The following is a 12,379-nucleotide window of genomic DNA, read 5'->3' as shown; positions in this document are numbered from 1 at the left end:
GGTTGTGGGGGGGGGGGGGGGGGGGGGGGTGCCCCCCGAGATCAACCTGCGAGGTGTGCGCGAGTCGGGCACCGCGTTCGCGATTCCGACCTACGCCTTCATCTTCGGCATGGCTGCCATGCTCGGCTGGGGACTGTTCCGGCTCTACGTCCTCGGTGACGATATCCAGGCCGTGTCGGCCGGTTTCGGGCTCAATGCCGAGAACGAGCATCTCTACGGTATTGCTTTCGCCTTCCTGATCGCGCGCGCCTTCTCCTCCGGCTGTGCCGCGCTGACCGGTGTGGAAGCCATCAGCAACGGCGTGCCCGCGTTCCGTAAACCCAAGTCGCGCAATGCCGCGACCACCCTGCTGCTGCTGGGTTCCATCGCGATCGTGTTGCTGATGGGCATCATCATCCTGGCCCAGAAGATCGGGGTCGTGTACGCCCACGACACGTCGAACCTGGTCGGCGCGCCCGCCGACTACCACCAGAAGACACTGATCGCCCAGATCGCCGAGACCGTCTTCCACGGCTTCCCGATCGGCTTCTTCTTCATCACCATCGTCACCGCGCTGATCCTCGTGCTGGCCGCGAATACCGCGTTCAACGGGTTCCCGGTGCTCGGCTCGATCCTGGCGCAGGACCGCTACCTGCCCCGTCAGCTGCACACCCGCGGCGATCGGCTGGCCTTCTCCAACGGCATCCTGTTCCTGGCGGGTGCGGCGATCGCGTTCGTGGTGCTGTTCGACGCCGAGGTGACCAAGCTCATCCAGCTCTACATCGTCGGCGTGTTCGTCTCGTTCGTGCTCAGCCAGACCGGCATGCTGCGGCATTGGACGCGGCTGCTGCGCACCGAGACCGATCCGGCGCAGCGGGCGAAGATGAAGCGGTCGAGAGTGATCAACGCGATCGGCCTCTCGTTGACCGGCACCGTGCTGGTGATCGTGCTCGGCACCAAGTTCTTCGCGGGCGCCTACATCGCGATCATCACGATGGTGGCGATCTTCATCGTGATGAAGCTCATCCGCAAGCACTACGACTCGGTCTCGCGTGAGCTCGACGAATCCGAGTGGGACGGTGTGCTGCCCAGCCGCACCCATTCCATCGTGCTGGTCTCGAAACTGCACCTGCCGACCCGCCGCGCCCTGGCCTATGCCCGCGCGACCCGGCCCGACACCCTCGAAGCGGTGACGGTGAACGTCGACGACGCCGACACCCGCAGGCTCGTGCGCGAGTGGGAGAACAGCGAGATCAACGTGCCGCTCAAGGTGATCGAATCGCCGTACCGCGAGGTCACCAAGCCGGTGCTGGATTACGTGAAGCGGGTGCGCAAGGACGCCCCCCGCGACGTCGTCACCGTGTTCATCCCCGAATACGTGGTCGGTCACTGGTGGGAGCAGGTGCTGCACAACCAGTCCGCGCTGCGGTTGAAGGGCAGGCTGCTGTTCGAGCCGGGCGTGATGGTGACGAGCGTGCCGTGGCAGCTCAGTTCCTCGGCGCGCGCCAAGCAGCCCGCCGACGTGAACGCGCCGGGTTCGGTGCGCCGCGGTTTCGAGCAGCCGGGCCGCCGCGGATGAGCGACTGGAGCGGCGAGGAATTCGAGATCCGGCTCGGGCCGCCGGGGCACGGTGGGTTCTGTGTCGGCAGGCACGAGGGCCGCGTGGTGTTCGTGCGCCACGGCCTGCCCGGTGAGTTGGTGCGTGCCAGGGTCACCGAGGACCGGGGCGGGTCGTTCTGCCGGGCCGATGCCGTCGAGATCATCGAGGCGTCCCCGGATCGGGTGCCCGCGACCTGCCCGGTGTCCGGTCCCGGCGGCGCGGGCTGCTGCGACTTCTCCTTCGCCACGCCCGCCGCGCAACGCGCGCTGAAGGCGACGGTGGTGGCCGAGCAGCTGCGCAGGCTGGCCGGGGTGGAACAGGACGTGACGGTCGAGCCGATCGCCGGTGATTCCGGCGAGGTCACCGGCGGCTGGCGGACCCGCCTGCGGCTGGTCGTCGACGGCGCCGGTCGTGCCGGGGTACACCGCCATCGCAGTACCGGGATCATGACGGACCTGCGGTGCCCGCAGCCCGTCGCGGGCGCGCTCGACGGTGTCGCGGACCGGCTGTGGACGCCGGGCGCCGACCTGGTCGTCGCGGTCGACGGCGACGGGGTGCGTCACATCGTGGAGCTGGCCGCGGTGCCCGACACCGCGCAGCCCGGTGGCCGTCCGGAGACGCGGCGTGGCGCGGGCCGCGGCCGTGGTCGTCAGCATCCCAGCCGGCGCCGGGAATCCGGCGGCCCCGGCGGTGACGAGCGTGGGGCGGTCCGCGACCGCGCGGCCGCGCGCAAGTCGGCCACCAACGCGCCGCGCGAGGAATGGGTCATGGCCGGGACCGGCCGGGCGGTGGAGTACGTCGCCGGGCGACGCTGGGAACTGGCGGCGACCGGCTTCTGGCAGGCGCATCATCGTGCCGCGCAATGCTATTCGGACCTGGTCGCCGACTGGTCGGGGCTGACGCCAGGCGGGTCCGGCTGGGACCTGTACAGCGGTGTCGGCGTCTTTGCCGCGCGCCTGGCCGAGCAGACCGGGCAGACCGGCGCCGTCGCGGCCGTCGAATCGGCGCGTTCGGCCGTCGCCGACGGCACCGCCGCCCTGCGCGATCTGCCCTGGCTCGACCTGCGCGCCGACCGCGTCGAACGCTGGGTGCGCACCCACAGCGCCGCGGGCACACCGGACGTCGTCGTCCTCGACCCGCCGCGCGCGGGCGCGGGCAAGGAGATCGTCGCCGCCGTCACCGACGCCGACCCCCGCCGCATCGTCCACATCGGCTGCGACCCCGCATCTTTCGCCCGCGACCTCGGCCTCTACCTGGACGCCGGCTACCACCTGGCCGACCTCCGCGCCTTCGACGCCTTCCCCGCGACCCACCACGTCGAATGCGTCGCGCTGCTCGACCGCTGAGTCACACCTCGTCGGTGCTGCGAGGCTGGTGCCTTCGTCAGCGCGCCTGAGGCGATCGCCACTGATGCATGATCGCCGACGTGCTTGGCAGCCATCGGGTCCGGTGGAGCGCCCCCGATCGCGGAATCGGCCGATCAGTCTCGCCGGAAGGTCAGTCGAGGGCCCAGGTGACCCGGACGGTGGCGCCGATCTCGGTCTCGCCGGGGACCACCGTTACCGGGGAGCTCGCCCGGGCCATCAGCATCGGTGCGCTGTCCATTTCGGCGATCTCGTAGGCGCGTGGCATCGGCGTGGCGATGTCCTCGGTGATCTGCATGACCCCGCCCAGGGAAACGCCCGCGCGGGCCGCGTACTGCTCCGCCTTGGTCTTGGCGTCGTCGAAGGCGGCGTCGCGCGCCTGGGCGAGCAGCGGCTCCGGGTCGGCGATGCCGCGGGTCAGGCCGCCGAGGCGGACATCGTCGCCGCCCGCGGTCACCGCGGCGGCCACGGTGTCGGCGGGTTCGGTGCCGGTGTCCTCGCGCAGTGACACGCTCAGGCTCGTCGACGCCAGGTAGCCGGCGATCTCGCTGCGCCCGTTGTCGGTGTAGACGGTCTCGGTGCGCACGCTCAGCCCGCTGGTCGCCATGTCGGCGTCGCCCACCCCGGCGGCGCGCAGGGCGGCGACGACGGCGTTCACCCGGTCACCTGCCCGCCCGTAGGCGGCGGCCACGGTGTCCGCGCGTGACTCCACCGACAGCGTGACCCGGATCAGGTCGGGGGTGGCGCGCACCGTGCCGCGCCCGAACGTCGTCGTGCTCGCCTGCCAGGACTTCTTGCCCACCGCACTACTCCTGTCGGTCGAAGGATGCTGTGCTGCCCAACGAGTCGCGACGGGCGCGAGTTCCGACGGGTCAGTAGTTGCCCGCGTTGCCGGAGATGGTCCGCACCGCGGCGTCCATCTGTCGCGTAGGCATCCGCCGCGAGGCGCTACAGCAGCCCGCCACCACGCTGGGGTCGATCGTGCGCGCCCGTCCGGTTCGGCCACAGCGGTCACTGTAGGTCGCGTCGTCGCCTCCCCAGGTGGGACGCGCGGGGGAGATAGTCCTCACAGCCGGTCGGTGCCCGCTGGGAGGGCGGTTCACCGCCGGGCGCCCAGTTCAGCGGGCGTGGGGTGGGCAGCTGCGCCGGGTGCGGCTATGGTCGGCGCGACGGACCGGGAAGGGCCCGCGAGCCGGTGCCGCCCGCACGGCCAAATACACTGGGCGGATCACACAAGTAGTCCGGAGGGAGCGAGTTCAGGTGGGAGTGCTGTCGCGGGTGGATTCACCCGAAGATCTGCGCCGGCTGAGCGTGCCGCAACTGCGGGAGCTGGCGGAGGAGATCCGCGAGTTCCTGGTGCAGAAGGTCGCCGCCACCGGAGGCCATCTCGGCCCCAACCTAGGGGTGGTCGAGCTGACCATCGCCCTGCACCGGATCTTCGATTCCCCGGCGGACCCGCTGATCTTCGACACCGGTCACCAGGCCTACGTGCACAAGATCCTCACCGGCCGCAAGGACCGGTTCGACTCGCTGCGCACGCGCGACGGCCTGTCGGGCTACCCGAGCCGCGCCGAGAGCGAGCACGACTGGGTGGAGTCCTCGCACGCCTCGGCGGCGCTGTCCTACGCCGACGGCATGGCGAAGGCGTTCGCGCTGTCCGAGCAGAACCGCACCGTCGTCGCCATCGTCGGTGACGGCGCGCTCACCGGCGGCATGTGCTGGGAGGCGCTCAACAACATCGCGGGCGCGCCCGACCGCCCGGTGGTGGTCGTGGTCAACGACAACGGCCGCTCCTACGCGCCGACCATCGGCGGCCTCGCCGACCGGCTGACCGCGCTGCGCACCCAGCCCGCCTACGAGCATGCCCTCGACGCCGGGAAACGCATCCTCAAAAGCATTCCCGCCGTAGGCGATTCGGCGTATTCGATGGTCCACGCGCTCAAGGCCGGGATCAAGGACGCGGTCAGCCCGCAGGAACTGTTCTCCGATCTGGGCATGAAGTACGTCGGCCCGGTCGACGGCCACGATCTTGTCGCGCTCGAGGCGGCGATGCGGCGCGCCAAGGACTTCGGCGGTCCGGTCGTCGTGCACGTGGTCACCCGTAAGGGCAACGGCTACGAGCACGCCGAGAACCACGTCGCAGACCAGATGCACGCCTGCGACCCGATCGACCCGCTCACCGGCCGTCCGCTCGCCGGCAAGAAGGCCAAGGGCTGGACGGCGGTGTTCTCCGAGGAGCTCATCGACCACGCGTCGCGGCGCGAGGACATCGTCGCCATCACCGCGGCCATGCCCGGCCCCACCGGGCTGGCCCCGTTCGGTGAACGCTTCCCGAATCGCATGTTCGACGTCGGTATCGCCGAGCAGCACGCGATGGCCTCGGCCGCGGGACTGGCACTCGGCGGCATGCATCCCGTCGTCGCGATCTACTCGACCTTCCTCAACCGCGCGTTCGACCAGCTGCTGATGGATGTGGCGCTGCTCAAGCAGCCGGTCACCGTGGTGCTGGACCGCGCGGGCATCACCGGCCCCGACGGCGCCAGCCACAACGGCATGTGGGACTTCTCGCTGCTCGGCATCATCCCCGGCATCCGCGTCGCCGCCCCGCGCGACGGCGCCACCCTGCGTGAGGAACTCGCCGAGGCGCTGGCCGTCACCGACGGACCGACCGTGCTGCGTTTCCCGAAAGGCAGTGTCGCCGAGGACATCACCGCGGTGGAACGCGTCGACAGCATCGATGTGCTGCGGCTGGCCGTCCCCGGCGCGGGCTCGGCGCAGTCCCAGCACGGTGACGTCCTGATCGTGGCCGTCGGCCCGTTCGCGGAGACGGCCATGCAGGTCGCCGAATTGCTTGCCCCGCAGGGCATCTCGGTCACCGTGGTCGATCCGCGCTGGGTCATCCCGGTGTCGGACACCCTGGTCAAGATGGCCGAGAACTACCGCCTCGTCGTCACCGTCGAGGACGGTGGCCTGCACGGCGGCATCGGTTCGACCGTCTCGGCCCGCCTGCGCGACGCCGGTCTCGATGTGCCGACCCGCGATCTCGGTGTGCCCCAGCAGTTCCTGGACCACGCCTCGCGTGGCGAGATCCTCGAGGAGCTGGGTCTCACCGCCGACGCGATCGCTCAGCGCATCGGCGGCTGGCTGCAGTCGCGCTGACAGACCGCATTGATCCTGCGCGCCCGGTGACTTACTCCGGGCGCGCAGCTCGTTCAGTGGGGACGCCGGGCGACGACGGCGAAGTTCAACGGGATCCGCGGCTTCCCGGGAGGTAGCGTCCAGCCCTCCGCGCAGGGGACGAGATCGGGGAACGGCCGCCAGTCCATATAGGGCAGCTCCGCCAGCGCCTCGATGACGAGCCCCGCCGCCAGCAGCGCGCCGACGACCTCACCCAGGTCGTGCCGCCATTCGTGATTGGTGGTGTGCGTGATCGACCCGTCCGAATCCTCGGTGTAGGTACCCGAATCCGAGTACGAGCGGGCGCCGCCACCGGCGAGATAATCGTCGCCGATCTCCCACGGCTCGAATTCCATCGCACCCAGGATCGGGTGGTCGTCGCGAATGACGAACCCGAGGAGACCGCGGTCGGGTCGGCCAGGAAGGCGTCGACGTCGTACATCCGCGACCGCGCGTGGACGTCGGCCCGATCGTCCCAGTTCGCGCGGTTGGCGGCGATCGCCTCGGTTTCGGACACGGCGGATCCTCTCGACGCGACAGTGGCGAGGAGCCACGCTAGCGCCGAGAGGTCGCCGGGTCGAGGGAATTTCGGTCAGTACCCGGGTCGGTGGTGGGCCAGCCAGCGACCCGTGCTCGGCAGGAATGTCAGTACCAGCAGCACGATATTGAACAGGAACCCGATCGCGTTGAACACGCTCAGATCGGAATCGAAGGACACGGTGATCGAGGTCGAATCGTCGGCCCGGGCGTCCAGGTGGTTGTACAGCGCGATCGTGGTGATGACCGACAGTGCCAGCGTGCCGGTGCCGCCCACCCCGATCAGGACGCGAGAGACCTTCTTGCGCGCCAGCATCAGGATGCCGCCGACGAGCAGGATCAGCGAGCACAGCGCCGAAACACCCAGCAGCACTTGGATCTTGCTCCAGAACCCGGTCGGGTCGAAGTCGGAGTCGGTGGTCAGGAACGGAATGGCGACGGCGCCGAACACCCCGCGCAATCCACCGAGAATGGCGAGGATGGCGGCGAAGATCGCGGTGACGGCACTCGGTTCGGGCGGGCCTGCCGGAAATCGGGGTGGCTGATAAGGCTGCGGGAATCGTGGATCGGTCAAGGCCGTACTCCAAACCGTGTGGGGCATAACCCCTTTCAATACCCACCGGCGCCCGGCCTACACCTTTCCGATCCGCTCAGGGCGTACGCCGGGGTCCCTCGGCTACCCGACGGAGGGCGTCAGCGCTTTGGTGAGGGCGGGCACGGCGAGGCTGCGCTGCCACCGTCGCGCACCGCCCGCGCGCAGGAACTCCTCGATCGTCGCCGACAGTTCGTCGGGTTCGCCGACGTTCTTGTAGTCGGGGAGCCCGTCCCAGCACAGCCGCCGCACGAGATCGGGGGACAGGAGGTTCTCCACCGGGATGGCGTATTCGGAGGAGAGCTCGCCCATGGCGCTGCGGGCGGTGGCGAGGCGGGCGGCGGCGGCGGGGTCGCGGCGTTCCCACCGGTTGACCGGGGGCGGCCCGTCGAAGGGCAGGGTCAGCGGCGGGAGCTCTTTGTCGGGCAGGGTGCGGCCGCGTTCGATCGCGGCGAGCCAGTCACGGGAATAGCGGCGCTGGCGCGGCCCGCCGAAGACGGCCAGGGTGCGCAGCTGGGCGATACTGCGTGGCTCCGCGGTGGCGGCGGCCACGATCGCGGAATCGGGCAGGATCCGGGCGGGCGCGACGTCGCGGGCGCGGGCGAGCGCGTCGCGGGTGGTCCACAGTTCGCGCACGATCGCCAGCTGGCGGGTGCGGCGCAGGGTGTGGATGCCGGAGGTGCGCCGCCACCGGTCGGCCTTCGGCGCGGGCGGCGCCATGGTGCGGATGTGCTCGAATTCCTCGGCGGCCCAGTCGATCTTGCCCTGTTCGGCCAGGTCGGCGGCGACGGTGTCGCGCAGTTCCAGGAGCAGCTCGACATCGAGGGCGGCGTAGTTGAGCCACTCGTCGGGCAGCGGGCGGGTCGACCAGTCGGCGGCGCCGTGCCCCTTGCGCAGCGAGCGGCCGAGCAGGTTCTCCACCATCGCGGCCAGGCCGACGCGCTCGTAGCCGGCGATGCGGCCGCCGAGTTCGGTGTCGAACAGGCGGGCCGGGCGCAGGCCGAGTTCGGCCAGACCGGGCAGGTCCTGGTCGGCGGAGTGCAGGACCCACTCGAGGTCGTTGATCGCCTCGGCCAGCGGGATCAGCGCATCGGTGATCGGGATCGGGTCGATGAGGAAGGTACCGGCGCCCGCGCGCCGCAGCTGGATCAGATACGCCCGCGCCGAGTAGCGGAAACCGGACGCGCGTTCGGCGTCGACGGCCAGGGGGCCGGTGCCCGCGGCGATCTTCTTGGCGGCCTGGGCGACGTCGTCGGCGGTCGCCAGGACAGGGGGAACCCCCTCGGCGGGGGCGAGCAGGGGCTCTGCTGCGGTTGGTTCCTCGGCGACCGGCATAAACGTGAACTCTACGTGGCGTTCAAGGGCGATCGGTGCGGGTATACGACTCCGGTCGCAAATGGGTGATCCCGGCGGGCGGCAGCCCGGCGGCGAAGGCCAGTACCTCGCAGAACGCCTCCACGTGCCGGCGCATCTCGGTGTTCATCGCCGTCCAGGAGGCGCGCAGCTCCAGCTGGTGGGCCCGCGGCGGGCCCGCGATGTCGCCGTAGCGGACCGAACTGGTGGCCGTGACCGTGCCACCGAGGGCGGTGAACGGCTCACCCCGTGACTCGAGGGAGTCGACCAGCCAGCTCCACGCCACCTCGGGGAGCAATGGGTCGGCGGCCAGTGCGGCGTCGATGTCGGCCTGGATGTAGGCGACCAGCCGGAACACGCCGTGCCAGGCCTCGTCGCCCTCGGGGTCGTGCAGCAGGATCAGCCTGCCGAACGCGTCCCCCTCGGAATCGATCGGCACGATGGCGCTGTCTGGGTGGGTGACCTCCGCTCCGAGCGCATAGGAGAACGGCGCCAACCGTTGCGGAGGACGGATAGGCGCCAGCTCGATTCGGGGGTGCACTGTTGCGGTGCCCATCGCATCGACCGCCGCCCGGAAAGAAGCAGGCTCGCGGGGCGTTCCCCCGGTCGGTGCGGCGCCGTCGCGGATGTCGAGCGGTGTCACGAGGAGAGACGGTAGACGGTGTGCGCCCGGCGCCGTCGGAGGCGCGCCGCCACACGCGGCCGGGTACGGGCTGCGTTGCGCAGGGCGCATTCTCGGCCCTCTGATGGTGCACGATGCGCGATGGCCGACTCCGTAGACGGGCGCATGGCCGGTTCGTCCGATTCCCGCCGGTCGGCGCGGTGCGGATGTCGCGTCTCGCGGGCAGTGCGTTCGGCGGCGACCTCGGACCGGAATCGGTGGCGGGTCCGCTTAGGATGAACAGCGATGAGCACTTACACCCGCCGCCGGTTGACCGATGCCCCGTTCCTGGCCGCCGCCACCGGCGCGACGCCCACCAGGCGGCCCGTCTGGTTCATGCGCCAGGCAGGCCGGTCGCTGCCGGAGTACCGGGAACTGCGCAAGGGCATCGGGATGCTCGAGTCCTGCTTCGACCCGGAGCTGGTGTGCGAGATCACCATGCAGCCGATCCGCAGGCACGGCGTCGACGCGGCAATCCTGTTCTCCGACATCGTCGTTCCGCTCAAGGCGGCCGGTATCGACCTCGACATCGTGCCCGGCGTCGGCCCCGTGGTCGCCTCGCCGGTGCGCACCGCCGCCGATGTGCACGCGCTGCCGCGGCTGCGGCCCGAGGAGGTCGGCGCGGTCGCCGAAGGCGTGCGCCTGCTGACCGACGCGCTCGGCGACACCCCGCTCATCGGCTTCGCCGGCGCACCGTTCACCCTGGCCTCCTACCTGGTGGAAGGCGGGCCGAGCAAGCATCACGAGCGCACCAAGGCGATGATGCACGCCGACCCGCAGACCTGGCACGCGCTGCTCGGCGCGCTCACCGACATTACCATCGCGTTCCTGCAGGCCCAGCTGGCCGCGGGCGTCGACGCGGTGCAGCTGTTCGATTCGTGGGCGGGCGCGCTGTCGCTGGCCGACTACCGCGAGTACGTGCTGCCGCATTCGGAGCGGGTCTTCGCCGAGGTCGCCGCGGCGGGCGTGCCGCGCATCCACTTCGGCGTCGGCACCGGCGAGCTGCTCGGGGCGATGGGCGAGGCGGGCGCCGATGTGGTCGGCGTGGACTGGCGGGTGCCGCTCACCGATGCCGTGCGTCGCGTCGGGCCGGGAAAGGGCTTGCAGGGCAACCTGGATCCCGCGATCCTGTTCGCCGGGTTCGACGCGGTCGAGAAGGAAACCCGGCGGATCGTGCGCGAGGCCGACGAGGCGATCACGATGGGCGCGAGCGGGCACATCTTCAACCTGGGGCACGGGGTGCTGCCGGATACCGATCCGGGCGTGCTGACCGCGCTGGTCGAGTTGGTGCACTCCCTGTAGTCGCTGTGCGGCGGCGAGTCCGGCGCGGCTACGGTCGAGGTATGCGGATCGCGGTCATCGGTGGCGGAATCAGCGGGCTCGTCGCGGCGTATCGGTTGCGGCAGCGGCTCGGGGACGGCGCCGACATCGTCGTTGTCGAGCAGGCCGCGCGGCTCGGCGGGGTGCTGCACACCGGTGAATTGGCCGGGGAGCCACTGGATCTCGGTGCCGAGGCCTTCGTCGGACGGCGGCCCGAGGTGATCGAGCTGATGGGCGAGCTCGGGCTCGACGATCAGCTGGTGCGGCCCGCGGGGAAGCGGCCGCTGGTCTGGGCGCAGGGGGCGGCGCATGCGCTGCCGGGGCGCACCCTGATGGGGATTCCATCCGACGCGGAGTCGCTGCGCGGCCTCGTCGACGAGGCGACACTCGCGCAGGTCGCCGCCGAGCCGGAGCGGCCGCTGCACTGGGAACCCGGCAGCGATGTCGACGTCCACAGCCTCGTCGCCGACCGGTTCGGCAGCCAGGTCGTCGAGCGCAGTGTCGACCCGCTGCTGGGCGGCGTCTACGCGGGCACCAGTGCGTCGATCGGCGTGCGGGCCGCGCTGCCGACTCTCGCCGCCGCCCTCGATCGCGGCGCGCGCAGCCTTACCGACGCCGTTCGGGAAGCCCTGCCCCCGCCGAGTACCGCGCCGGTTTTCGGCGGGCTGCGCGACGGCTACGGCGCCCTGCTCAGGGCGCTCGTCGAGGCGTCCGGCGCCCGATTGGTCACCACTCTGGCGGCGACCAGGGTGGCGGCCGCGTCCGGCGGCTGGGTGGTCGACCCGCTCGGCCTGGTCGACGGCGTCGTCCTGGCCACCCCGGCGCCCGTCACCGCCCGCCTCCTGCACTACGTCGCCCCCGTCGCCGCCGAGGCCGCCGCGGGCATCGAACTGTCCTCGTCGGCCCTGGTCGCCATGGCACTGCCGCGCGAGACCGGACTGCCGGACAACTCCGGCATCCTCGTCGCCACCGGAGAACCCTTGCGCGCCAAGGCCTTCACCCTGTCCAGCCGCAAATGGCCGCATCTGGGCGCCCGGGATGTCGCGCTGGTCCGCGCCTCCTTCGGCCGCTTCGGCGACGAATCCCCGCTGTCCTGGTCCGACGACGACCTCGTCGCGGCCGCCGTCACCGACCTGACCACCGTCACCGGCACCGAGATCACCCCGATCCAATCCGTCGTCCAGCGCTGGCCCGGCGGCCTGCCCCAATACGCCCCCGGCCACACCGACCGCATCGCCATCATCGAGTCGTCCGTCGCCTCCCTCGACGGGCTCGCCGTGGCCGGCTCCTACCTGCACGGCGTCGGCGTCCCTGCCTGCGTCGCCTCAGGCACCGCAGCCGCCGAGCGTGTCGGCACGACACTCGCCGCCCGCGTCGACTGAGCCGCCAAGGCGCCGCTGGGCGTCCGCGACCCCTTCTACGTAGCCGCGGGCACGCCCGGTGCGTCCTTTCCTGTTCTCCGCCGTCTGTCCTGGTGCCTGCCCCCACGGATCAAGGAGCCACCATGACCACACCGAACGAGTTCGAGTCCCCGGCGACACGTCGACCGGACGCACCATCGCAGCCTGCGCCGGCCACGTGTTGCAGCACCGAACGGCAGACCAGTTGTTGCGGTAGCAGCGAAAAGGCGACCTGCTGCGGTCCGGCGGCGACGTCCGGCGGCGGGTGCGGCTGCCAATAGAACCTCACCCGGCAAGATGCGGTGGGGGCCGAGTGGGGCGCGCACCCCCAGCTGGTGTGGGGGCGCAATTTCCGGTGTACCTTTCCGGGCCGGGGTGGCGGGGTTCAGGTGCGGT

Annotated in this window: 11 protein-coding genes; 5 read left to right on the top strand and 6 right to left on the bottom strand. The window is 71.1% G+C overall.

Translation table 11 applies throughout. From position 1 onward, the window contains the following. Together ACFWPJ_RS12320 and ACFWPJ_RS12315 are read left to right on the top strand one after the other, a co-directional pair. Positions 1–1,558: APC family permease (locus tag ACFWPJ_RS12320; protein ID WP_378850080.1), on the top strand; the 1,558-nt coding region annotated here is incomplete at its 5' end. Then, positions 1,555–2,925, top strand: a complete 1,371-nt coding sequence (locus ACFWPJ_RS12315; protein ID WP_378850078.1) for a class I SAM-dependent RNA methyltransferase — start codon at positions 1,555–1,557, stop codon at positions 2,923–2,925. The genes ACFWPJ_RS12320 and ACFWPJ_RS12315, both read left to right, overlap by 4 nt. 151 nt (positions 2,926–3,076) lie before the next feature. Here ACFWPJ_RS12315 and ACFWPJ_RS12310 read toward each other — a convergent pair whose 3' ends face one another. Both ACFWPJ_RS12310 and ACFWPJ_RS12305 read right to left on the bottom strand, forming a co-directional pair. Next, positions 3,077–3,745: an SIMPL domain-containing protein gene (locus ACFWPJ_RS12310; RefSeq protein WP_378850076.1), complete on the bottom strand. Its 669-nt coding sequence runs from the start codon at positions 3,743–3,745 to the stop codon at positions 3,077–3,079. A gap of 70 nt (positions 3,746–3,815) precedes the next feature. Then, positions 3,816–4,013 carry a hypothetical protein gene (locus ACFWPJ_RS12305; RefSeq protein ID WP_378850074.1) on the bottom strand — a complete coding sequence of 66 codons (198 nt, stop codon included), beginning with the start codon at positions 4,011–4,013 and terminating at the stop codon, positions 3,816–3,818. Positions 4,014–4,203: 190 nt separating this feature from the next. Between ACFWPJ_RS12305 and dxs the strand changes: the two genes are divergently transcribed. Continuing rightward, on the top strand, positions 4,204–6,102 hold the full coding sequence (gene dxs / locus ACFWPJ_RS12300) for a 1-deoxy-D-xylulose-5-phosphate synthase (RefSeq protein ID WP_378850072.1): 1,899 nt from the start codon (positions 4,204–4,206) through the stop codon (positions 6,100–6,102). 53 nt (positions 6,103–6,155) lie between these two features. Here the strand turns inward: dxs and ACFWPJ_RS12295 are convergent, their stop codons facing one another. The 4 genes from ACFWPJ_RS12295 to ACFWPJ_RS12280 form a co-directional block, all read right to left on the bottom strand. Next, the gene (locus tag ACFWPJ_RS12295) at positions 6,156–6,476 is read right to left on the bottom strand and encodes a hypothetical protein (RefSeq protein ID WP_378850071.1); all 321 of its coding nucleotides are present in this window, start codon (positions 6,474–6,476) and stop codon (positions 6,156–6,158) included. Positions 6,477–6,712: 236 nt separating this feature from the next. Further along, a complete protein-coding gene (locus ACFWPJ_RS12290; protein ID WP_378850069.1) occupies positions 6,713–7,231 on the bottom strand; it encodes a hypothetical protein in 519 nt (172 codons plus the stop codon). A gap of 102 nt (positions 7,232–7,333) precedes the next feature. Then, positions 7,334–8,584, bottom strand: coding sequence for an HRDC domain-containing protein (locus tag ACFWPJ_RS12285; RefSeq protein WP_378850067.1), 1,251 nt, complete (start codon positions 8,582–8,584; stop codon positions 7,334–7,336). A 22-nt stretch (positions 8,585–8,606) separates the two neighbouring features. Continuing rightward, a complete protein-coding gene (locus ACFWPJ_RS12280) occupies positions 8,607–9,158 on the bottom strand; it encodes a DUF3000 domain-containing protein (RefSeq protein ID WP_374104913.1) in 552 nt (183 codons plus the stop codon). Positions 9,159–9,509: 351 nt separating this feature from the next. Here ACFWPJ_RS12280 and hemE point away from each other — a divergent pair, with 351 nt between their 5' ends. Both hemE and ACFWPJ_RS12270 read left to right on the top strand, forming a co-directional pair. Next, on the top strand, positions 9,510–10,565 hold the full coding sequence (hemE, locus tag ACFWPJ_RS12275) for a uroporphyrinogen decarboxylase (protein WP_378850065.1): 1,056 nt from the start codon (positions 9,510–9,512) through the stop codon (positions 10,563–10,565). A 41-nt stretch (positions 10,566–10,606) separates the two neighbouring features. Beyond that, positions 10,607–11,965 (top strand): protoporphyrinogen oxidase, encoded by a 1,359-nt coding sequence (locus ACFWPJ_RS12270; RefSeq protein WP_378850064.1) that lies wholly within the window; start codon positions 10,607–10,609, stop codon positions 11,963–11,965. The last annotated feature ends 414 nt before the right edge of the window (positions 11,966–12,379 follow it).

This window comes from Nocardia sp. NPDC058497 (assembly GCF_042720195.1).
Lineage (GTDB): Bacteria > Actinomycetota > Actinomycetes > Mycobacteriales > Mycobacteriaceae > Nocardia.
This window is presented reverse-complemented; position numbering and strand designations above follow the sequence as displayed.